Raw genomic sequence first — 22687 nt, 5'->3', positions numbered from 1 at the left:
CGCCGCCGCGCGCGGTTGTCGTCGGCGGAGGATAGCGGAAGTCGGCGGCGTGGCAATTTCCAAGCGCTTGCTCGGCCGGGGGGCTTGTGCCCGGTGGAACACGTTCCTAGCATCTCCGGTGTTACATCATTGGTGTCACACACTCCTGGGGGCTAGATGAGCACGACGCGCACCGCCCGGACCGGCCCCCTCGCCGGGGTCCGCGTGGTCGAACTCGCCGGCATCGGCCCCGGTCCCTTCGCCGCCATGCTCCTCGCCGACCTCGGCGCCGACGTCGTCCGCGTCGACCGCCCCGGCGGCGCCGGCCTCGGCATCGACCCGGCCCGCGACCTCACCAACCGCAACAAGCGGTCCGTCCTCGTCGACCTCAAGGCCGAGGACGGCCCCGCCACCGTGCTCGACCTCGTCGACCGGGCCGACGTCCTCATCGAGGGATACCGGCCCGGCGTCGCCGAACGACTCGGCGTCGGCCCCGAACCCTGCCTCGCCCGCAACCCGCGCCTCGTCTACGGCCGGATGACCGGCTGGGGCCAGGAGGGACCGCTCGCCCCCACCGCCGGACACGACATCGGCTACATCGCCATCACCGGCGCCCTCGGCATGATCGGCCCCGACCCGGACGGTCCGCCCACCATCCCCGTCAACCTCGTCGGCGACTACGCGGGCGGCTCCCTCTACCTCGTCATCGGCGTCCTCGCCGCCCTCCAGCACGCCCGGACCCACGGCGAGGGCCAGGTCGTCGACGCCGCCATCGTCGACGGCACCGCCCACCTCACCACCATGATCCACGGCATGCTCGCGGCCGGCGGCTGGCAGGACCGCAGGGGCGTCAACCTCCTCGACGGCGGCTGCCCCTTCTACGGGGTGTACGAGACCTCCGACGGCGGCCACATGGCCGTCGGCGCCCTCGAGCAGCAGTTCTACGCCGAGTTCGCCCGACTCCTCGGCCTCGCGGAAGCGGCTTCGGCGCGCCAGGACCTCGGGCGGTGGGGGGAGTTGCGCGCCGCTGTGGCCGAGCGGTTTCGGAGCCGTACGAGAGAGGAGTGGACGGAGGTCTTCGCGGGGTCCGACGCCTGTGTCGCGCCCGTCCTCTCGCTGCGCGAGGCGCCCGGCCATCCGCACCTCGCGGCCCGAGGCACCTTCACCGAGCGGTACGGGCTCGTGCAGCCCGCCCCCGCACCCCGCTTCTCCGTCACCCCCGGCACCGTCCGCAGCGGCCCCGCCCTGCCCGGCGCCGACACCGCCGAGGTCGCCCGCGACTGGGCCGTACCCGCCCTGAAGACCCAGGAGCCCGAAGCATGAGACGCCAGCTCTACACCGAGGACCACGAGGCCTTCCGCGCGACCGTGCGCACCTTCCTGGAGAAGGAGGTGCTGCCGCACTACGAGCAGTGGGAGAAGGACGGCATCGTCTCCCGCGAGGCCTGGCTGGCCGCCGGACGGCAGGGCCTCCTCGGCCTCGCCGTCGAGGAGGAACACGGCGGCGGCGGCAACCCCGACTTCCGGTACGCCTCCGTCCTCGCCGAGGAGTTCACCAAGGCGGCCGCCCCCGGACTCGCCATCGGCCTGCACAACGACATCATCGGCCCCTACCTCACCAAGCTCGCCACCGACGAGCAGCGCCGCCGCTGGCTGCCCGGCTTCTGCTCCGGCGAGATCATCACCGCCATCGCCATGACCGAACCCGGCGCCGGCTCGGACCTCCAGGGCATCCGCACCACCGCCGAGGACCACGGCGACCACTGGATCCTCAACGGCTCCAAGACCTTCATCTCCAACGGCATCCTCGCCGACCTGGTGATCGTCGTCGCGAAGACCACCCCCGAGGGCGGCGCCCACGGCCTCTCCCTCCTCGCCGTCGAGCGCGGCATGGAAGGCTTCGAGCGCGGCCGCAACCTCGACAAGATCGGCCAGAAGGCCCAGGACACCGCCGAACTGTTCTTCAAGGACGTCCGCGTCCCCAAGGAGAACCTGCTCGGCGAGCTCGACGGCGCCTTCGTCCACCTCATGACCAACCTCGCCCAGGAGCGCCTCGCCATCGCCGTGGCGGGCATCGCCGGCGCCGAGCACCTCCTCGAACTCACCACCCGCTACGTCAAGGAACGCGAAGCCTTCGGCCGCCCCCTCGCCAAGCTCCAGCACGTGCGCTTCGAGATCGCGGAGATGGCCACCGAGTGCGCCGTCACCCGCACCTTCGTCGACCGGTGCATCGCCGAGCACGCCGACCCGACCGGCCTCGGACTCGACCCGGTCAACGCCTCCATGGCCAAGTGGTGGGCGACCGAACTCCAGAAGCGCGTCGCCGACCGCTGCCTGCAACTGCACGGCGGATACGGCTACATGAGCGAATTCCCGGTCGCCCGCGCCTACACCGACGGCCGGATCCAGACCATCTACGGCGGCACGACCGAGATCATGAAGGAGATCATCGGCCGCTCCCTCCTCGGCTGACCTCCCGCCGCCCCGCCCCACCCACCCTCATCGTGAAAGGCTTCTCGTGAGCACCGAAGCGTACGTGTACGACGCGATCCGCACCCCGCGCGGACGCGGCAAGGCCAACGGCGCCCTCCACGGCACCAAGCCGATCGACCTGGTCGTCGGCCTCATCCGCGAGATCCAGGTCCGCAACCCCGCACTCGACCCGGCCGCCATCGACGACATCGTCCTCGGCGTCGTCGGCCCCGTCGGCGACCAGGGCTCCGACATCGCCCGGATCTCCGCCATCGCCGCCGGCCTCCCCGACACCGTCGCCGGCGTCCAGGAGAACCGCTTCTGTGCCTCCGGCCTCGAAGCCGTCAACATGGCCGCCATGAAGGTCCGCTCCGGCTGGGAGGACCTCGTCCTCGCCGGCGGCGTCGAGTCCATGTCCCGCGTCCCGATGGCCTCCGACGGCGGCGCCTGGTTCGCCGACCCGATGACCAACCTGGACACCAACTTCGTCCCCCAGGGCATCGGCGCCGACCTCATCGCCACCATCGAGGGCTTCACCCGCCGCGACGTCGACGAGTACGCCGAGCTCTCCCAGGAGCGCGCCGCCACCGCCTGGAAGGACGGCCGCTTCGCCCGCTCCGTCGTGCCCGTCCTCGACCGCAGCGGCCTCGTCGTCCTCGACCACGACGAGCACATGCGCCCCGGCACCACCGCCGACTCCCTCGCCCGCCTCAAGCCCTCCTTCGCCGACATCGGCGAACTCGGCGGCTTCGACGCGGTCGCCCTGCAGAAGTACCACTGGGTCGAGGAGATCGACCACGTCCACCACGCCGGCAACTCCTCCGGCATCGTCGACGGCGCCTCCCTCGTCGCCATCGGCTCCAAGGAGGTCGGCGAGCGGTACGGGCTCACCCCGCGCGCCCGGATCGTCTCCGCCGCCGTCTCCGGCTCCGAGCCCACCATCATGCTCACCGGCCCCGCCCCGGCCACCCGCAAGGCCCTCGCCAAGGCCGGCCTCACCATCGACGACATCGACCTGATCGAGATCAACGAGGCCTTCGCGGCCGTCGTCCTGCGCTTCGTCAAGGACATGGGCACCACGCTGGACAAGGTCAACGTCAACGGCGGCGCCATCGCGCTCGGCCACCCGCTCGGCGCCACCGGCGCGATGATCCTCGGCACCCTCGTCGACGAGCTGGAGCGCCAGGACAAGCGCTACGGCCTCGCCACCCTCTGCGTGGGCGGCGGCATGGGCATCGCCACCGTCATCGAGCGCGTCTGACCGTCCCGCCCGCACCCCTCTTACGGAGAAGCAGAGCCATGAGCGAGAGCACCACCATCCGCTGGGAACAGGACGCGACCGGGATCGTCACCCTCGTCCTCGACGACCCCAACCAGTCCGCCAACACCATGAACCAGGCCTTCCGGGCCTCGATCAAGGCGATCGCCGACCGCGTGGAGGCCGAGAAGGACTCCATCCGGGGCATCATCTACACCTCCGCCAAGAAGACCTTCTTCGCCGGCGGCGACCTCAAGGACATGATCAAGGCGGGCCCCGAGCACGCCCAGGACATCTTCGACTCGGCCATCGAGATCAAGAGCGCCCTGCGCCGCATCGAGACCCTCGGCAAGCCCGTCGTCGCCGCGATCAACGGCGCCGCCCTCGGCGGCGGCTACGAGATCGCCCTCGCCTCCCACCACCGCGTCGCCCTCGACGCCCCCGGCTCCAAGATCGGCCTGCCCGAGGTCACCCTCGGCCTGCTGCCGGGCGGCGGCGGCGTCGCCCGCACCGTCCGCCTCATGGGCATCACCGACGCCCTGCTCAAGGTGCTGCTCCAGGGCACCCAGTACGCCCCCAAGCGCGCCCTCGACAGCGGACTCGTCCACGAGATCGCCGCCACCCCCGAGGAGATGATGGCCAAGGCCATCGCCTTCATCGACACCCACCCCGAGTCCCACCAGCCCTGGGACGTCCCGGGCTACCGCATCCCCGGCGGCACCCCGTCGAACCCCAAGTTCGCCGCCAACCTGCCGGCCTTCCCTGCCAACCTGCGCAAGCAGCTCAACGGCGCGCCCTACCCGGCGCCGAAGGCCATCATGGCCGCCGCCGTCGAGGGCTCCCAGGTCGACTTCGAGACCGCGATCACCATCGAGAGCCGCTACTTCACCGAGCTCGTCATCGGCCAGACCGCGAAGAACATGATCCAGGCGTTCTTCTTCGACCTCCAGGCCGTGAACTCCGGCGCCAGCCGCCCCAAGGACGTCGCCAGGCGCCAGGTCCGCAAGGTCGCCGTGCTCGGCGCCGGCATGATGGGCGCCGGCATCGCCTACTCCTGCGCCCGGGCCGGCATCGAGGTCGTCCTCAAGGACGTCTCCGCCGAGTCGGCCGCCAAGGGCAAGGCGTACTCCGAGAAGCTCTGCGCCAAGGCCGTCTCGCGCGGCCGCACCACCCAGGAGAAGGCCGACGCCCTCCTCGCCCGCATCACCCCCACCGGCGACGTCGCCGACCTGGCGGGCTGCGACGCCGTCATCGAGGCCGTCTTCGAGGACACCGCGCTCAAGCACAAGGTCTTCCAGGAGATCCAGCACGTCGTCGCCCCCGACGCGCTGCTCTGCTCCAACACCTCGACCCTGCCGATCTCCGTCCTCGCCGAGGGCGTCGAGCGCCAGACCGACTTCATCGGCCTGCACTTCTTCTCGCCCGTCGACAAGATGCCGCTCGTCGAGATCATCAAGGGCGAGCGGACCGGCGACGAGGCGCTCGCCCGCGCCTTCGACCTGGTCCGGCAGATCAACAAGACCCCGATCGTCGTCAACGACTCGCGCGGCTTCTTCACCTCCCGGGTCATCGGCCACTTCATCAACGAAGGCGTCGCCATGGTCGGCGAGGGCATCGAGCCCGCCTCCGTCGAGCAGGCCGCCGCGCAGGCCGGCTACCCGGCGAAGGTCCTCTCCCTCATGGACGAGCTGACCCTCACACTGCCCCGCAAGATCCGCAACGAGACGAGGAAGGCGATCGAGGACGAGGGCGGCACCTGGGTCACCCACCCCGGCGAGGCCGTCATCGACCGCATGGTCGACGAGTTCGGCCGCCCCGGCCGCAGCGGCGGCGCCGGCTTCTACGAGTACGGCGAGGACGGCAAGCGCGGCAAGCTCTGGCCCGGCCTTCGCGAACACTTCGCCAAGCCCGGGTACGAGATCCCCTTCCGCGACATGCAGGAGCGGATGCTCTTCTCCGAGGCCCTCGACACCGTCCGCCTCCTCGAAGAGGGCGTCCTCACCTCCGTCGCCGACGCCAACATCGGCTCCATCATGGGCATCGGCTTCCCCGCCTGGACCGGCGGCATCCTCCAGTACATCAACGGCTACGAGGGCGGCCTCCCCGGCTTCGTCACCCGCTCCCGCGAACTGGCCGCCACCTACGGCGCCCGCTTCGAGCCCCCGGCCCTCCTGGTCGAAAAGGCCGAGCGCGGCGAGGTCTTCACGGACGCGTGAGCCGTGATCCGTCAGCCGTGTTCCGTGAGCTCCTGACGGTCCTCAGGAGCTCCGGAACGCCGTCCTCAGTTCCTCGCTCAGCGAGCGCTGGAAGGCGGTGAGCAGGGCCTGGACCACCATCGGCTGCATATGGGCCGAGAGCGACCGCATGGCGCTCAGGTGGTCCGGGTCCTCCCCGTTCTCCCGGTACGGGCTCCACACCTCGTCCCGGAACAGCCGGGACAGCTCCTGCGCCGCCGCGCGCGCGTGCGCCAGGAGTACCGTCCGCGAGGCCAGGATCGTCTCGTGCTCGATCGGCACGTCCAGCAGCTCGACGCCGAGCCGCAGCAGCGACCCGTCGAGCCGGAAGGTGTCCGCCTCGTCCGTACGGTCCAGCACCCCCATCGCCGCCAGCCGCTCCACGTCCCGCCCGGTCAGCTCCCGCCCCGCCCGCCGCTCCAGCTCCCGCCGCGTGATCGTCTCCGCCGACTCCGGCGCCCACGACGCCACCAGCGCCCGGTGCACCGCCAGATCCCGCGCACTCAGATCCGCCGGCAGCTGCTCCAGATACCTCTCGATCGCCGCCAACGTCATCCCCTGCCGCTGCAACTCCTCGATCAGCGCCAACCGCGACAGATGCTCCGGCCCGTAATGCCCCACCCTCCGCGCCCCGATCACCGGCGGCGGCAACAACCCCCTCGTCCCGTAGAACCGCACCGTCCGCACCGTCACCCCGGCCCGCGCCGCCAGCTCGTCCACGGTATACACCGGCTCCCGCACACCGCTCGCCTGCTCCATGGTTCAACAGTATTGCTGTCTCACCACCTATGTAAAAGACTCGGCGACTGTCAGTGGCGGCTCGTAGCGTGATCGTCATGAACGACATCACATACGTCCGGGGCGACGCGACCGCACCCCACGGAAAGGGCGTCAAGATCGTCGCGCACGTCTGCAACGACCTCGGCGGCTGGGGCAAGGGCTTCGTCCTGGCCGTCTCCCGTCGCTGGCCCGAACCGGAAGCCGCCTTCCGCCGCTGGCACCGCGACCGCGCCCACAACGACTTCGCCCTCGGCGCGGCCCAGTTCGTCCAGGTCGAGCGGTACATCTGGGTGGCCAACCTGGTGGGGCAGCGGGGGATACGGACGGGGCGGAGCAGCGGGGTGCCGGTGCGGTACGAGGCGATCGACGCAGGGCTCGGGCTGCTCGCGGAGAAGGCGGCGGGGCTGGGGGCCTCCGTGCACATGCCGCGCATCGGCTGCGGGCTCGCGGGGGGTTCGTGGGCGAAGGTGGAGCCGTTGGTGAGCCGGCGGCTGGCGGAGCGGGGGATACCGGTCACCGTGTACGACTTCGGGGGTAAGGGGCAGGGGGGTGGGGGGTCGTGGGGGTGGGGGAGGGGGCGGGTTAGAGTCGGCGGCTGGTTCGGGTGGGGAAGAGGGAGTGGGGGAGTTCGGTGTACGTGCAAATACGGGAGACGGCCGAGGAGTTGGCCAAGGTGTTGTGGCGCGAGCACACCGTGTACCGGGAGCGGGGTGGTGGGGTCGTGATCAGGGGGGAGCATGTGCGGCGGTGGATCAGTCTGGCGCCGACCGGGGGGAAGGACCGGGCGCTGCTGAGGGCGGGGCGGCTGTTGGACGGGGGGACGACGGCGCCGGCGCGTACGGAGGTGGTGGTCGACCTGACGGCGGGGACGGCGGAGCTGGCGGCGGTGTGCCGGCGGCTGCTGGCCGATGTGGCGGCGGCGGCCGAGCCCGTACCGGGGAGGCCGGACAAGGGGGAGAAGCGGGAAAGGCCGGGGCGGACGGCTCGTGCCGCCCGCCCCGGCCGCCGCCCCCGGAGGGAGCGGCACACGAGCGCGGGGTCGTGGTTCGTCCTGCTGTGCGTCGTCGCCGTGGTCGGCGCGTGGCTCTACGCCAACTTCGCCGGGCCCGGCTACTGAGCCGGGAGGGCTCAGAAGCCGGTGACCGGGTAGTGGTCGGAGAGGTTCGTGTACGTGTAGCGGGTGCCCCAGCTGGAGACGGTCCACGGGGCGCTCTGCTCCAGGACGACGTGGTTGGTCCAGCCGGCGGGGCGGGCGTTCCCGGCGCGGTAGAGGACGTAGTCGAGGTCCTCGCGCGGGTCGGTCGGGTACCGGTAGGCGGCGATCGAGTTCAGCTGGGTGTCGAAGGAGTACGGGTGACCGGTGCGGGCGTCGGCGCCCGCGAGGCCCGCGTCGGCGAGCATCGTCGCGTACTCGGGGGTGTGGGAGTCGACGTTCATGTCGCCGGCGACGATGACCTGCTCGTTCGCCGGGATGTTCTTGGCGTCGAGGAAGGCGTCGATCGTCTTGAACTGGCGGCTGCGCATCTGCGCCGCCTCGCCCGTCGAGCAGCCCGGGTCGGTGGACTGGGCGTGGGTGCCGACGACGTGCACCTTGCTGCCGTTGACGTCGAGGACGGTGTAGGCGAAGCCCTTGTTCGAGTACCAGTCGGCGCCGCAGGCGTCCTTGTATACGTACTGCTCCTTGCGGACGATCGGCCACTTGCTGAGGATCGTCACCCCGCCGTCCTCGGGCGTGGTGGTGGAGTAGGCGCCGCCGGTGGCGTCCCAGCCGCTCTTGCTGCGGCCGACGACGGGCGTCTGGTACGGGTACTGGGCGGCGGCCTTCGCCTTGAGGGCGTCGGAGGAGGAGTTGTCGAAGGCCTCCTGGAGCACGACGACGTCCTGGCCCTGGAAGAAGGACGCGGCGGGGATCTCCGCCGCCCGGTGGTCCTGGCCCCAGTTCGGGTAGAGCGTCTTGGAGAAGAGGAACGTGTTGTAGGTGAGGACCTTCAGGCGCGGCGCCTCGGCGGCCGTCGCGGTGGAGGCGGACGCGGCCGGGGCGACGGCCGCCAGGGTCGCTGCGGCGAGCGCGAGGGAGACGGCGGCACCGTGGGTGCGGCGGAACGCGGCGAACGACACGTGAACTCCTGTGGAGGCGTGGGGGGTTGGGCTGGCGCCGCACATACAATCAGCCGTGGTTACCTTCCGGTAGCCTTTGGGTGCCGGGAATCTTGCGGAGCGAGCACGATCACGCCAACTCTCCGCCCGGTGTCGGAATTGTCCTTATTTGAACCAGGTAGAATGCGCGCATGACCCTCGCGAACTCGCAGATCTTCAAGACGGACCTCGGTCCGCTCAACCCCGTTTGGGCCGAGCTCATCCTCGGCTTCGTGGTGTTCGGAATCACCTTCCTCATCCTGGCGAAGGCGATCCTGCCGAAGATCAAGCGCACGCTCGAAGAGCGTGAGGACGCCATCGAGGGCGGCACCGACCGCGCCGACGACCTGCGCGCCGAGGCCACCAGGATCCGCGAGCAGTACGAGGCGGAGCTCGCCGAGGCCCGCCACGAGGCCGCCCGCATCCGCTCCCGCGCCACCGAGGAGGGCTCGGCCGCCATCGCCGCCGCCCGCGCCGAGGGCATCGCCGAGCGCGACGCGATCATCGCCGCCGGCGTCGCGAAGATCGCCACCGAGCGCGCCGCCGCCGAGCGCGAGCTCACCGCCGACGTCGACGCCTGGGCCCACGCCCTCGCCGCCCGCATCGTCGGCGAGCCGGTCGGCGCCGACCGCGGCTGACCCCGACATCCCACCGAAGGGGCCGTCACCCCGGGCCGCGAGCCCGGAGCGACGGCCCCTTCGTCGTGGGCGAGCCCGGTGGCAGTCTGGAACCGAGGAGGACACGACCATGCCGCGTGCGACCAGCCCCGTCCGTGCCCCGGCCGACGACCCGGCACCGCCGCCCGTCGGCGGCGTCCTGTGGACCGTCGCCGGTGACATCCGGGCCCTCCTGATGCTGCCCGCCGCCCTCACCATGCAGGTCGCCCACCCCGCGATCGGCGCCGGGGTCGACGAGCACTCCGTCTTCAGGACCGACCCCTGGGGCCGCGGCGAACGCTCCCTGCGCTCGCTCCAGCTGTGGATCTACGGCGGCGAGGACGCGGCACGCGAAGGCCGCAGGCTCCGGGAACTGCACCGGACCATCCAGGGCACCGACGCCCACGGCCGCCGCTACCACGCCCTCACCCCGGCCTACTACTCCTGGGTCCACGCCACCGGATTCCCCGTCTACCTGCACGGACTCGGCCTCCTCGCCCGCCCCCTCACCGAGGCGCAGCAGCGGCAGCTGTACGCCGAGTGGCTCATGGTCGGCCGTGTCCTCGGCCTCCACGACCGGGACATGCCCCCGACGATCGAGGCCTTCTGGCCGCACTACCGCAAGGTCCTCGCCGAGGAGCTGGAGGCGACCGTCGTCGTGCGGGAGCTGCTCGACACCGACCTTCCGGTGCCCGCCCCGGACCGGGGCCCGCTCCCCGTCCGGCTCGCGCTCCGCGTCCTGTGGCCCGTGCTGCGCCGCCCGTTCCTGCGGCTGCGGGCCTTCCTCACGGTCGGCCTGATGCCCCCGGACGCCCGGGAGGCCATCGGGCTCGACTGGACCGACGCGCAGGAGCGGACCCTGCGCAGGTTCGCCCGGGTCGTCCGGGCCGTCGTCCCCGTGCTGCCCGAGCGGCTCCGCTACCTGCCCCTGGCCCGCACGGCGCGCGAGGCCGCCCGCAGCGCGGCGCGCTGACGGACGGCCCCGGTCACGGCACGGCTCAGTGGCCGCCGTGGCCGTCGCGGTCGTGGACGGTGTCCGTCGCCGCGATCTTCTTCCAGGACTTCGGCTGGACGGGCTTCGCGGAGCGGCTCGCGGCTCCGGGCTTCCCGGCGGCGGGCGCCGACGCGAGCGCGCCGGACCGCGCCGCCGTGCCGGACCCGGCCGTGGGCGGGGTGGACGGCTTCGACGGCTGGTAGAGCCAGGTGTCGAAGAGGCCGGCCAGCGGCTTGCCGGAGACCCGCTCCGCGTACCGCACGAAGTCGGTGACCCGCGCGTTGCCGTAGGCGAACTCCTGCGGCCAGCCCTTGAGGATCGCGAAGAAGTCCTCGTCGCCGATCTCGTTCCGCAGGGCCTGGAGCGCCAGCGCGCCCCGGTCGTAGACGGCCGTGTGGAACTGGTTGTCCGGGCCCGGGTCGCCCGGCTTGACCGTCCAGAACGGGTCGTCGGCCGCCCGGGTGGCGTACACCCAGTCCGCCAGCTCCTGCGCCGTGCCCTCGCCCTCCTTCTCCGACCACAGCCACTGGCTGTAGCGGGCGAAGCCCTCGTTGACCCAGATGTCCTTCCAGTCGCGGACGGACACGCTGTCGCCGTACCACTGGTGCGCGAGCTCGTGCACGACGACGGAGACGTTCGCGCCGTTGGCGAACTGGCGCGGGCTGTAGAACGGGCGGGTCTGCGTCTCCAGGGCGAAGCCGCTGGTCACGTTGGGCACGTACCCGCCGAGGGAGTTGAAGGGGTACGGCCCGTAGACCGACTCCAGCCACTCGGCGACCTCGGTGGTGCGCTCGATCGAGGCGCGCGCGGCGCCCGCGTTGTCGCCGAGGTCCTTGCTGTAGGCGTTGAGGACCGGCAGGCCGTTGGCCGTCTTGTCCGTGGTGATGTCGAACTTGCCGACGGCGAGCGTGGCCAGATAGGGCGCCTGCGGCTTGTTGGAGCGCCAGCTGTAGCGGGTCCAGCCGAGCCGCGAGGACTGCGCCTGCAGGACGCCGTTGCTGATGGCCTGGTGGCCGTCCGGCACGGAGACCGAGACGTCGAAGGTGGCCTTGTCGCGCGGGTGGTCGTTGGACGGGAACCACCAGGCGGCCGCGTCCGGCTCCTGCGCGGCGACGCCGCCGTCCGGGGTGCGGGCCCAGGCCGACCAGCCGTCGACCTTGTACTCGGAGGGCTTGCCCGCGTAGTGGACGACGATCGTGACCGTCTTGTTCTTCTCCAGCGGGACGGCGGGGGTGACCTCCAGCTCGTGCTCGCCCGAGGCCGCGAACCTCGCGATCCGGCCGTTCACCCGCACCTCGCTGACCTTCAGCCCGAGGTCGAGGTTGAAGCGGGACAGGTTCTGCGTGGTGGTGGCGAGGATCGTCGCCGTGCCCTCCAGGAGGTCCGTCGCCGGCTGGTACTTCAGGCGCAGGTCGTAATGGGACACGTCGTAACCGCCGTTGCCGGCGGCGGGGTAGTAGGAGTCCCCGATTCCGGCCGCGCCGGGCACGTAGTCGGCCGCCGATGCCGGGATCGCCAGCAGCAGGGAGGCCGCGAGGGCGCTCGGGACGATGATTCTGCGGTGCACAGGTGCTCCCCAAGTCATAAGCGACGTAAGACGCGTGGGTGGTCGTCGGTCCTTAGCTCGGACCCTATTCAGCCTCCCGACGCACCGTCACGTCCAGAGGACCCCCTGTCACACGATCGCCATTCGGCCGACATGAACCCCCCCGCCACGGCCTTCACGCCGGAATCCCTCCGGCACTCTTTTGCACGGGAGTCGACCGGGGTACGTTCCGCCCCATGCCGATGCGAAAGCGGAGAACCCGCGGAGCCCGACTGTCGTACGGAACCCTCGTGGCCACGGCCACCGCCGCCCTGTTCGCGACCCTGGTCACCCCGGCAGGGGCCCGGCCCGAGCCCGCGGCCCCGCTGGCGGCCACCGGCGCGTCGGCGGCCTCCGCCGGCCGGTCCGCGCCCGCCGTACGCGAATCCCGCCCCGTCCACTCGTACGCCGACGCCATCCGCGAGTCCGTCTGGGTCGACACCGGCCTCGACGGCGACGGCGACGGGCGCGCCGACCGGGTCGCCGTGGACATCGTCCGCCCCCGGGAGACGCCCGCCGCCGGCCGGCGGATCCCGGTCATCATGGACGCCAGCCCGTACTACGCCTGTTGCGGACGCGGCAACGAAGGCCAGAAGAAGACGTACGACGCCGACGGCAGACCCGTCCAGGTCCCGCTGTTCTACGACAACTACTTCGTGCCGCGCGGCTACGCCTTCGCCGCCGTCGACCTCGCCGGCACCAACCGCTCCGACGGCTGCGACGACGTGGGCGGCCGCTCCGACGTCCAGTCCGCCAAGGCCGTCGTCGACTGGCTGAACGGCCGCGCCCGCGGCTACACCAGCCGCACCGGCACCACCCCGGCCCGCGCCACCGGCTGGAGCACCGGGAACGTCGGCATGATCGGCAAGAGCTGGGACGGCACCATCGCCAACGGCGTCGCCGCCACCGGCGTCGAAGGGCTGAGGACGATCGTCCCGATCGGCGCGATCTCCTCCTGGTACGACTACTTCCACTCCCAGGGCGCCCCGCTCTACAACGCCAACCCGAGCTGGCTCTCCGAGTACGTGAACAGCCCCGACGCGCAGGCCCGTTGCGGCGCCGTCCAGGACCGGATCGCCGCGGCCACCCCGTACAGCGGCGACCGCACGGCGGCCTGGAGCGAGCGCGACCACGTGAAGGACGCGGGCAAGGTGAAGGCCAGCGTCTTCGTCGTCCACGGACAGCAGGACCTCAACGTCCGCGCCAAGCAGTTCGGCCAGTGGTGGGACGCGCTCGCCGCGAACGGCGTCGAGCGGAAGATCTGGCTCTCCCAGACCGGGCACGTCGACCCCTTCGACTTCCGGCGCGCCGAATGGGTCCGCACCCTGCACCGCTGGTTCGACCACTACCTGCTCGGATACGACAACGGCATCGACCGGGAACCGGTCGCCGACATCGAGCGCGCCCCCGACCTCTGGACCACCGACCGCCAGTGGCCGCCGCGCGCCACCGCGACCACCACCATGCGCCCCGTGCGGAACGCGCGGCCCGGCGCCGGCGGCCTCGGTCTGGTCCCCGCCGCCCCCGGCTCCACCGCGACCTTCACCGACGACCCGGGCCTGGGCGAGCTCGACTGGGCGGCCCGGATCGACGCCGACACCCCCGAGAAGGCCGGCTTCGTCACCCGCCCGCTCTCCCGCGACCTGCGGATCTCCGGCTCCTCGAAGGTGACCGTCACCGCCACCCCGAGCACCGCCACGGCCCACCTCTCCGCGGTCCTCGTCGACCTCGGCCCCGCCACCATCCGCGACTACACGGCGGCGGGGGAGGGCATCACCACCCTCGCGGACCGCACCTGCTGGGGCGCGAGCACCCCCGGCGACAGCGCCTGCTTCAAGGAGACCGCGGCCCGCACCGCGGACGTCGGCCTCACGGTCGTCAGCCGCGGCTGGGCCGACCTCGGCACCTGGGCCGACCCGGACGAGGAACGTCCGCTGACCCCCGGCAGGGCGTACACCCTCACCCTGGACCTGGCGGCCACCGACCACATCGTCCCGGCCGGTCACCGGCTCGCGCTGATCATCGCCGGCACGGACAAGGACCTGCTCGACCCTCCGTCCACCACCCCGGCCCTCACCCTCGATCTGGCCCGCACCTGGGCGAGGCTGCCCCTGGTCGGCGGCGTCGGCGCGTTCGTACGGGCCACGTCGGGTCCGGTTACGGCCCCGCCGTCGTCGCCCGCCGCCGTGCCGTCGCTGACCGGTCCTGTGCCGCCGGCCGCCGTCACGGGGCCGCGCCTGCCGGGAGCGGCGCGATGAGGCTCCGTACCGCGTACCGGAGTTCGCGGCGCGCCCTCGCCCTCGTGGCGGGGGCCGCCGCCCTCGGCCTGCCCCTGGTCACCGTGCCCGCCAAGGCGGCGGACCGCGCGCCCGAGGAGCCGGCGCCGCGCACCGGGTTCGAGAGCAGCCAGGGCGCGCGCTGGACGAGCGAGACCGAGGAGCGGGACTTCCTCGCGGCCGTCGACCGGGCCAGCGACCGGGTGGCGCTGCGGGTCATCGGCACCACCGCGCAGGGCCGCCCGCTCCGGCTCGCCACCGTCGGCACGGGCCACGGCGGCACCACCGTGCTGCTCGTCTGCAGCCAGCACGGCGACGAACCCGCCGGCCGCGAGGCCTGCCTGAGCACCGTGCGGGACCTCGCGTACGCCCAGGACCAGGAGACCCGGAGCTTCCTCGCCCGCACCACCCTCCTCGTCGTGCCCAACGCCAACCCCGACGGCCGGGAGGCCGACACCCGGGGCAACGGCGCCGGCATCGACGTCAACCGCGACCACATCGCCCTGCGGACCGCCGAGGCGCGCGCCCTCGCCGCCGTCCTCCGCGACCGGCGCCCCGAACTCGTCTACGACCTCCACGAGTACGGTGCCACCCCGCGCTACTACGACAAGGACCTGCTCGCCCTCTGGCCGCGCACCCTCGACGCCGACCCGCACGTCCACGACGAGTCGCGCACGCTCTCGGAGTCGTACGTCAGGCCCGCCGCCGGACTCGCCGGGTACAGCAGCGGCATCTACGGCATCTGGACCGACCCGGTCACCGGGGAGCCGGTCAAGCAGGTCGCGGGCGACGGCCAGGAGCGGATCCTGCGCAACACGGCGGGCATCAAGCACGCGGTCGGCCTGCTCGTCGAGACCCGGGTGGACGCCTTCGACGACAGTGAGGAGAGCGACCCGGCCCGCAACCACCGTCGCCGTGTCGCCACCCAGCACGCGGCCCTCGAAGGAGCCTTCGCCTACGTGAAGGAGCGACGAGGACCGCTCACCGCGGCCACGGCCGTCGCCCGCCACGCCGGCTTCGCCGACCGGGGCCCCGTCCACCTCGGCGGCGCCGACAACGACCCGCCCGAGCCCGCCGAGATCATCGCCGACCCGCCGTGCGGCTACCGCCTCGACGCCGGCCAGTACGCCGAGGTCGGCGACGAGCTCGACCTGCACGGGATCACCGTAAGACCCGAGGGGAGCGGGGTGTTCGTCCCGCTCCGGCAGTCGCTGCGGGCCCTCGTCCCGCTGCTCCTGGACCGGCGCGCGAGCTATCACCTCGTCAGTGCGGCTCCTGTGGAGGGGTGTTGACGATCGGGTGAATCCGGGCCGTCGTGGCGTGGTGGGGGTATTTGCCGAGGTAAAGTTACCCATCGGTACTGACCATGCCTCGAACCGGCCGCCACGGCCCGGAAGTCGGAGAACCACCATGCGCCACCTCAAGCCCGCCCGTCGCACCCTGACGGCCCTGCTCGCCACGACGCTGCTCGCCGGGGGCGTGCTGCTCGGCCAGACCGCCACCGCGGAGCCCGCCGCCGCCGGCACCATCACCTGCAACATCTCCAAGCTCCGCGCCGACGCCCACAAGGAGCGCGCCCGCGCCGCCGAGCTGAAGCGCCTCGGCGCCACCACCGAGGCCCGCAAGGCCCTCGCCAAGGCCGACGGCCTGGAGCGCCGCGCCCAGCAGTGCGCCGACGCCGACAACAACAGCAAGCCCCCGCTCTGGAAGTAGCACCCCGCGCACAGGGCGGGCGGACTCCACGGAGACCGCCCGCCCTTTCGCATGCCCAAGGGCCTTGTTGCGCAAGGGTCGTTGGCGCGCCGTTGGAACTCTGTTGATCACCGGTTGAGGCACCTCCGCAGGATGGCCGCAGGCGGTCGGCGCCCAGCTCCGCGCCGCTCTTGTCCCGCACGCTCCCCGGCGCCCCACGGGCCTCGGGCACTCACGAGGTGATCATGAAGATTCGTCCTGTTCTCGGTGTCACCGCCGGCCTGCTGGCCGTCCTGACGGCCGTCGCCCCCGCCGCCTCGGCGGGCGGAAACTGGGACTACGGCACGTCGCGGACCAAGCTCAGCAACGGCTACCTGTTCACGCAGATCGCGGCCGACTGGGACTTCCCCTACGAGCAGCCCGACGGCAGCGTGTACTGGAAGATGAACGAGTGGTACGAGAAGACCGGTGGCGGCACGATCACCGCCCAGTTCGGCTTCAACTACCACGGCCACAGCTACAACAAGGGCTGGTTCACCCAGAACGCCGGCACCACGTCGCACGAGTTCTTCAACGGGCTCGGCTTCAACGACTGCAACGACGTCGTCGGCTGGCTGGCCGTCTCCGGGCAGAACACCTTCTACAACGCCCCGGTGACCGCCTGCTGATCGCGTGCGCCGGCTCTCCCTCCCGGAGAGCCGGCGCCGCGCCCCCCGTGCCCGCCGTCGAGCCGTCCCACCGGGAACCACCACCATGATCGAAGCCTCACTGGGCGCAAGTCCGTTCCTGATACCGGCCCTTGCCCTGATCGTCCTGGCCACGGCCGTCGCGGCCTGGCTGCTGCACCGGCGGAACGGCCGGGTGCCGGTGGCCCCCCTGGGCGCCGCGGCCTCGGGCGCGGTGGTCCTCGCCGCCACCCTGGCGCCCCTCGGGACGCACGCACCGGCGCTGCGGATGTGCTCGCTGCCGCCCGACCTCGCGGCCTCGCTCCTCGCGGACCAGGGCCTGATGAACATCGCCCTCTTCGTACCGCCCGCGCTCTTCCTCACCGCGGCCACCCGGCGACCCCTCACCACCCTCGCCACCCTCGCGCTGCTGTCCGGCGCGATCGAGGCCGCTCAGGCGCTGACCCCCGGCATGGCCAGGGCCTGCGACGCCTCCGACCTCGGCGCCAACCTCCTCGGCGCGCTCGTCGGCTGTCTCGCCGGCCGCGCCTGGCTCCGACGCGGATCCGACCGCACGACCCAGGCGACCCCTGCGACCCCGGCGACCCCCGGCCGTTCCCGGGCCCGCGACCTCCGCCTCGCCCTGACCGTGTCCGTCTGCGGCGGCGTCCTGCTGTCCGCCGTGGCCCTGCCCACGCTGGTGTTCACCGCCTCCGACGCGCGAGCCGGCCAGCGGGCGGACGCCGCGCAACTGGCGGCCGCCGCCGACGCCGTACAGGCCTTCTTCGGCCCCGACGCGGTCCCGACCGACGTCCGGTACACCCCGGCGGCGGCGCGACGGCCCGGCCGGGTCGACGTGAGCACCGGCTCCGGGAACCTCACCCTCGCCTGGCCCTCCCGCGAGGTGACGACAGGTCAGCTCGCGGCCTTCGTCCCCGAGAAGGCCGGGCGGGCGAAGCTGACGGAGGGGGCGGCCCGCGAGGCGGGGGCCGCGTTCGCCGGCAAGTACTTCCCCTGGGCCCTGCGCGGCAGCCGGACACAGGTCTACGCCGCCGGCGGACCCGACCAGCAGGCCAAGGTCGTCCAGTGGCGCAGCCGCGTCGACGGCATCCTCATGCCGATGCGACTGGACGTCGTCATCGGCGGCGACCGCCGGATCCTCTCCTTCTCCGCCAGGAACGAACACGCCACCGACCTCCCCCGGCCGACCATGACCAGGGAACAGGCCGCCACGAAGGCGCTGGCCGTGTACCCCGACGCCCGCGTCACCAGCAGCGAACTCCTCGCCCGCCTCGACGGCGAGGGCCGCTGGCGGGTCTGCTGGCTGGTCTCCCTCACCCCGCCCGCCGCGGCGCAGTCCCCCACGACGATCACCGGCCCGGGAACCACACCGGCACCCTCGCGCAGCCAGGCCCCGACCGTCTTCGGCCTCGCCTTCGACGCCGTCACCGGTGAACCCTTCTCGGGCCCGACCACGCCCCGCGCGTAACCGGCCCACCCCCACAACCCCCAGGTCCGGAACCCCCGGTCCCGCCGAACAGGAGAAACCGTGTCCCACCGCACCCGAACCACCACGTCCCCGCTGCGCCGACTCGGAGTCGCCGCCGCCGCGGCCACCCTCGGCGGCCTCGCCGTCATGAGCGGCGCGAGCCCCGCCGCCGCCGGCACCGACGGCCAGCAGATCATGTTCCACGACAGCAGGGGCACCATCTACTCGGTCCGCATCAAGGGCACCAACCAGCGCGGCGAGAGGGTGGAGGCCTGCTTCAACACCAACTACACGGACAACTACCTGTCCGGCTGGTGGTGGAAGGGCCCCGTCAACATCACCGGCTACACCGCCGGCGAGTGCACGTACGGCTCCACGATCGCCTACATCGGCGAAGTCACCATCCCCGCCCAGTACGGGAGCGACTACTTCACCGTCTCCGGCTAGGAATGAGCCCGCCGGCCTCCCCATCCCCCCCGGGGGCCGGCGGATCCGTCGCGGTCGTGCCCCCTCTGATCAGGGGCGCGGCCGCGACGATCCTGTGACGGAACAAGATCGTCGTTGTTTCACGGTCGCCGTTACGATGCGCTGGCGCGAGGCCCCGTCCCGCCCCGCGCGCATCGAAACCGGGGGTATGGACATGCACTTCGCAGTGCTCGGACCGTTGTCGGCCACGGACGACGGGGGAGACGAGCGCGTGCCGGGCCCGCCCATGTCCAGGGCCCTGCTCGCCGCACTCCTGCTCACACCCAACCGCGTCGTCCCGCTGGACCGCCTGACCGGGATGCTCTGGGACGGACGCCCGCCCGCCAGCGCCCGCGCGTCCCTGCATAACCACGTGACCCGGCTGCGCCGTTCCCTCGGCGACCCGACACGGATCCAGAGCAAGGACCGCGGCCTCCTCCTGCGCGTCGAGGCCGGGGAGCTCGACGCCGACCGCCTCGTCAGCGCCCTCGACGGGGCGCGCCGGGCCAGGATCGCCGAGGACTGGGGGCGCGTCTCGCGCATCACGGAAGAGGCCCTCACCCTGTGGCGGGGCGCCCCCCTCGGCGAGTTCCCGGGCCTCGCGGTCGACGCGGCCTCCGACATCGGCCGGTGGCAGGAGGCCAGGCTCCAGTGCCTCGAACTCCGGGCGGACGCGGTCGCGCGACTGGGCGGCGACGAGGAGTTCCTGCCCGAACTCCGCAGGGCGGTCGCCGAGCTGCCACTGCGGGAGACCTTCCACACCAGCCTCATCCTCGCGCTGCACCGCACCGGCCGCCGGGCCGAGGCTCTGGAGGCGTACCACGCCCTGCGCCGCTCACTCGTCGAGTCCCTCGGCGTCGAGCCCGGCCCCGGTGCGCGCGCGGCCTTCCAGCAGGTCCTCGACGACGAGAACGTTCCCGCCGGGCGGCCCGGGCGCCAGGCGGCCGACCCCGCCGCCGCGCTCAGGGCCCTGCCGCGCGACCCGGTCGCCTTCACCGGCCGCGAGGCGCAGATCAGCGCGCTGCTCACCGACCTGCGCGGCGGACCGGCGGGCGGCCCGGGCCCGGTGGGCCTGCACACCGTGGACGGGATGCCCGGGGTCGGCAAGACCGCCTTCGCCCTGCGCGTCGCCCACCACGTGGGCGCGGACTACCCGGACGGGCAGATCTTCCTCCCCCTGCACGCCCACACCGTCGGCACCCCGCCCGTCACCACCGAGGACGCCCTGGCCGAGCTGCTCCTCGCCGTCGGCGAAAGCCCCCAGCGCGTGCCGGACGGGCTCGCCGCACGCGCGGGCCTGTGGCGCAGCCGGGTCGCGGACCGCCGGATGGTCATCGTCCTCGACGACGCCTCGGGCTCCGACCAGGTGGAACCGCTGCTGCCCGGCACGGCCGGCTCGCTGGTCCTCGTCACCAGCCGGCGCCGCCTGGAGGCGCTCACCGGCGCCACGCCGATCACGCTCGGCGTCCTCGCCGAGGACGAGGCGATACGGCTGCTCCTCGCCCGGTCGGGCAGACCGGACATCACACCGGACGACCCCGCGCTCGCCCGTCTCGCGCAGCTCTGCGGCCGGCTGCCCCTCGCGCTCCACCTCGTCTCCGCCCGGCTGCGCCACCGGCGGAGCTGGTCCCCGGCCGACCTCGCCGATGACCTCGGGACGGCCGCGGGCCGGCTCGCCACCCTCTCCTCCGAGAACGTGTCGGTCGCCGCCGCGTTCGACCTCTCGTACCGGGCGCTGTCCTCGCCCTCCCGGACCCTCCTGTGCCGTCTCGGACTCCTGCCCGGGGCCGACGTCGACGTGCGTGCCGCCGCCGCGCTGCACGACTCCGACCTCGGCACCGCCCGCCGCCTCCTCGACGAACTCGTCGACCACAGCCTGGTCGACGAGCCCGTGCGCGGGCGCTACCAGACGCACGACCTCGTGCGGGAGTACGCCCGGAACCTGGCGCTCGCCGACGAGCGGGCCGATGCCGACCCGGCCGTGCGGCGCCTTCTCGACCACTACCTCCACGCGGCGACGGACGCGGGCGCCAGAATCGCCCGCCACGCGGTGCGCCCGCCCGAGCTGACGTCCGAACGCCCCACGACGCTCCCCGAGTTCGTCGACGTCGCGGATGCCACCGTGTGGATGCGTGCCGAGCACCACAACCTCCGCGCCGCCGTCGAGCACGCCTCCCGCCACGGTCTCCACGAGGCCGCCGTGTACCTGCCCGCCGCGATGCACGACTTCCTGCGGGTCGACGGCCACTGGGGCGAGGCCCAGGAACTGCACCGCATCGCCCTCTCGGCCGCCCGGACCGCCGCCGACGAGCTCGGCCAAATCCTCTCCCTGCACCACCTCGCCATCGTCGACTCGCTCAAGGGCTCCTACGAGCAGGCCGAGTCCGGACTCCTCCAGGCGCTCTCCCTGGTCCGCGCGCGCGGCGACCTCCGGCGCGAGGGCATGATGATGCACGACCTCGGTCGGGTGTTCCGGTTCACCGGCCGGTACGAGGAGGCCACCGACGCGCTGGAGAAGTCCCTGGAGTGCTTCGCCGGCGCCGGCGACCGGCGGGACGAGGGGCTCGTCAGGAACGAACTCGGCCACGTCCTGCAACTCGCCGGCCGCTACCCCGAGGCCGCGGAATGCGTCGGCCTGGCCCTGGCGTCGTTCCGGGACACCGGCGACCGGCTCGGTCTCGCCAACTCCCTCGCCGCCCTCGCCGACATCCTCAGATCCCTCGGACGGTACGCGGAATCCATGGACCACCACCGCCAGGCCCTCGCGCTCTACGGCGAGTTGGGCAACGTCCTGGGGGAGGCCAACGTCCTCGCCGACCTCGGCGACGTGCTGCGGCTCACCGGCGCCTACGAGGAGGCGAAGGCCCACCTGACCGCGTCGGTGCGCAAGCACGAGGAGATCGAGAGCCGGCTCGGTGTCGCGAACTCCCTGACGTACCTCGCCCGCGTCCACTTCCGGTGCGGCGAGATCGACGAGGCGGAGGAGAGCCTGCACCGCTCCCTCGCCATCTGCGAGCAGGTCAACAGCGCGATGGGACGCGCCTACACGAAGCTGCACCTCGCGGAGGCCACCCTCCTGCGGGGCGCGTACCAGCAGGCCCGCGAGGAGGCCGAGCGGTGCCTCGCCGCCTTCCGCGACCTCGGCGACCTCGGCGGCGAGGTGGCCGCCCTGCACATCCAGGCCGCCGCGCTGCTGGCCTCGGGCCTTCCGGAGCAGGCCGCCGCACGGCACCGCGAATCACTCGTCCTCGCGGGGACGATCCAGGCGCGGTACGAGGAACTGCTCGCCCACCAGGGGATCGCGGACTGCCTCGTCGCCCTCGGCAGGCACGCCCTCGCCGTCCCCCACCTCCGGACCGCCCTGGACATCGCCGAACGCCTCCGCGTCCCCGAGGCCGACACCCTCCGACGCCGCCTGTCCGCGCAGTCCACCCCGACCGGGCCCACCCTCCCCACCCCGGCGAGCCGCTGACACCCCGTAAACCGGTCCCACCCCGTCCCGGGGCGCCCCACCCCGCCTGGGGCGTCCCACCCCGCCTGGGGCGTCCCACCCCGCCTGGGGCGTCCCACCCCGTCCCGGGGCGTCCCGGGCCGAACGGGGCCCTCACGGGCCGTCCTGGCCTGGGCAGGGACCCACCCGGGCCCGGGCAAGGACCGACCCCAGCCCGGGCCCGGACCCACCCCACCTAGGCCGGGCGCGGACCCACCCGGGCGCACCCCACCCCACCCCACCCCGTCCCGTCCCCGGGCCGGGCGCGGCCCCGGCCCGAGCCGGGTCAGGTGCGCAGGTCGTGGCTCAGCCGCAGGCCCGGCCCCGGCCCGAGCCGGGTCAGGTCCGCAGGTCGTGGCTCAGCCGCAGGCCCGGCCCCGGCCCGAGCCGGGTCAGGTCCGCAGGCTGTGGCTCAGCCGCAGGCCCGGCCCCGGCCCGAGCCGGGTCAGGTCCGCAGGTCGTGGCTCAGCCGCAGGCGCGCCCCGGCCCGAGCCGGGTCAGGTCCGCAGGCTGTGGC

General features: G+C 72.9%; 17 protein-coding genes and 1 pseudogene. 15 read left to right on the top strand and 3 right to left on the bottom strand.

Annotated features, from left to right (window positions below; all coding sequences use genetic code 11):
- Positions 1-156: 156 nt before the first annotated feature.
- The 4 genes from ACZ7G1_RS08015 to ACZ7G1_RS08000 are packed head-to-tail and all read left to right on the top strand — an operon-like array spanning position 157 to position 5924.
- Complete coding sequence (locus ACZ7G1_RS08015) at positions 157-1302, top strand: CaiB/BaiF CoA transferase family protein (RefSeq protein WP_470873639.1); 1146 nt, start codon at positions 157-159, stop codon at positions 1300-1302.
- On the top strand, positions 1299-2450 hold the full coding sequence (locus ACZ7G1_RS08010; protein ID WP_470873640.1) for an acyl-CoA dehydrogenase family protein: 1152 nt from the start codon (positions 1299-1301) through the stop codon (positions 2448-2450). Before ACZ7G1_RS08015 ends, ACZ7G1_RS08010 begins: the two co-directional genes overlap by 4 nt.
- Positions 2451-2496: 46 nt before the next feature.
- Complete coding sequence (locus tag ACZ7G1_RS08005) at positions 2497-3711, top strand: acetyl-CoA C-acetyltransferase (RefSeq protein WP_470873642.1); 1215 nt, start codon at positions 2497-2499, stop codon at positions 3709-3711.
- A gap of 38 nt (positions 3712-3749) precedes the next feature.
- Positions 3750-5924 (top strand): 3-hydroxyacyl-CoA dehydrogenase NAD-binding domain-containing protein, encoded by a 2175-nt coding sequence (locus ACZ7G1_RS08000; RefSeq protein WP_470873644.1) that lies wholly within the window; start codon positions 3750-3752, stop codon positions 5922-5924.
- Between the two features lie 42 nt (positions 5925-5966).
- On the opposite strand, the gene ACZ7G1_RS07995 is transcribed toward ACZ7G1_RS08000, so the two are convergent.
- Positions 5967-6701 (bottom strand): MerR family transcriptional regulator, encoded by a 735-nt coding sequence (locus ACZ7G1_RS07995; protein ID WP_470873645.1) that lies wholly within the window; start codon positions 6699-6701, stop codon positions 5967-5969.
- Between the two features lie 77 nt (positions 6702-6778).
- Here ACZ7G1_RS07995 and ACZ7G1_RS07990 point away from each other — a divergent pair.
- Together ACZ7G1_RS07990 and ACZ7G1_RS07985 are read left to right on the top strand one after the other, a co-directional pair.
- Positions 6779-7249, top strand: a pseudogene (locus ACZ7G1_RS07990) (macro domain-containing protein); the annotation flags it as partial.
- Positions 7250-7353: 104 nt separating this feature from the next.
- Positions 7354-7839: a hypothetical protein gene (locus ACZ7G1_RS07985; protein ID WP_470873647.1), complete on the top strand. Its 486-nt coding sequence runs from the start codon at positions 7354-7356 to the stop codon at positions 7837-7839.
- A gap of 11 nt (positions 7840-7850) precedes the next feature.
- Here the strand turns inward: ACZ7G1_RS07985 and sph are convergent, their stop codons facing one another.
- A complete protein-coding gene (gene sph, locus ACZ7G1_RS07980; protein WP_470873649.1) occupies positions 7851-8885 on the bottom strand; it encodes a sphingomyelin phosphodiesterase in 1035 nt (344 codons plus the stop codon).
- Between the two features lie 125 nt (positions 8886-9010).
- Between sph and ACZ7G1_RS07975 the strand changes: the two genes are divergently transcribed.
- Both ACZ7G1_RS07975 and ACZ7G1_RS07970 read left to right on the top strand, forming a co-directional pair.
- The gene (locus tag ACZ7G1_RS07975; RefSeq protein WP_470873651.1) at positions 9011-9496 is read left to right on the top strand and encodes a F0F1 ATP synthase subunit B family protein; all 486 of its coding nucleotides are present in this window, start codon (positions 9011-9013) and stop codon (positions 9494-9496) included.
- Positions 9497-9605: 109 nt separating this feature from the next.
- The gene (locus ACZ7G1_RS07970; RefSeq protein ID WP_470873652.1) at positions 9606-10487 is read left to right on the top strand and encodes an oxygenase MpaB family protein; all 882 of its coding nucleotides are present in this window, start codon (positions 9606-9608) and stop codon (positions 10485-10487) included.
- 25 nt (positions 10488-10512) lie between these two features.
- Here ACZ7G1_RS07970 and ACZ7G1_RS07965 read toward each other — a convergent pair whose 3' ends face one another.
- Positions 10513-12075 carry a M1 family metallopeptidase gene (locus ACZ7G1_RS07965; RefSeq protein WP_470873654.1) on the bottom strand — a complete coding sequence of 521 codons (1563 nt, stop codon included), beginning with the start codon at positions 12073-12075 and terminating at the stop codon, positions 10513-10515.
- Positions 12076-12290: 215 nt separating this feature from the next.
- Here ACZ7G1_RS07965 and ACZ7G1_RS07960 point away from each other — a divergent pair, with 215 nt between their 5' ends.
- The 7 genes from ACZ7G1_RS07960 (at position 12291) to ACZ7G1_RS07930 (ending at position 22152) form a co-directional block, all read left to right on the top strand.
- Complete coding sequence (locus ACZ7G1_RS07960; RefSeq protein ID WP_470873656.1) at positions 12291-14351, top strand: Xaa-Pro dipeptidyl-peptidase; 2061 nt, start codon at positions 12291-12293, stop codon at positions 14349-14351.
- Positions 14348-15661, top strand: coding sequence for a M14 family metallopeptidase (locus tag ACZ7G1_RS07955; RefSeq protein WP_470873657.1), 1314 nt, complete (start codon positions 14348-14350; stop codon positions 15659-15661). The genes ACZ7G1_RS07960 and ACZ7G1_RS07955 overlap by 4 nt, the downstream gene beginning before the upstream one ends.
- Before the next feature lie 118 nt (positions 15662-15779).
- Complete coding sequence (locus tag ACZ7G1_RS07950; RefSeq protein ID WP_470873659.1) at positions 15780-16082, top strand: hypothetical protein; 303 nt, start codon at positions 15780-15782, stop codon at positions 16080-16082.
- Between the two features lie 224 nt (positions 16083-16306).
- Complete coding sequence (locus tag ACZ7G1_RS07945) at positions 16307-16729, top strand: hypothetical protein (protein ID WP_470873661.1); 423 nt, start codon at positions 16307-16309, stop codon at positions 16727-16729.
- Positions 16730-16814: 85 nt separating this feature from the next.
- The gene (locus ACZ7G1_RS07940) at positions 16815-18215 is read left to right on the top strand and encodes a VanZ family protein (RefSeq protein ID WP_470873663.1); all 1401 of its coding nucleotides are present in this window, start codon (positions 16815-16817) and stop codon (positions 18213-18215) included.
- A 60-nt stretch (positions 18216-18275) separates the two neighbouring features.
- Positions 18276-18662: a hypothetical protein gene (locus ACZ7G1_RS07935; RefSeq protein WP_470873665.1), complete on the top strand. Its 387-nt coding sequence runs from the start codon at positions 18276-18278 to the stop codon at positions 18660-18662.
- A 193-nt stretch (positions 18663-18855) separates the two neighbouring features.
- On the top strand, positions 18856-22152 hold the full coding sequence (locus ACZ7G1_RS07930; protein ID WP_470873666.1) for an AfsR/SARP family transcriptional regulator: 3297 nt from the start codon (positions 18856-18858) through the stop codon (positions 22150-22152).
- The last annotated feature ends 535 nt before the right edge of the window (positions 22153-22687 follow it).

The sequence above is a fragment of the Streptomyces sp. NPDC037273 genome (assembly GCF_055603625.1).
The sequence above is the reverse complement of the archived record's forward strand: the minus strand, read 5'-3'. Positions and strand labels throughout refer to the sequence as shown.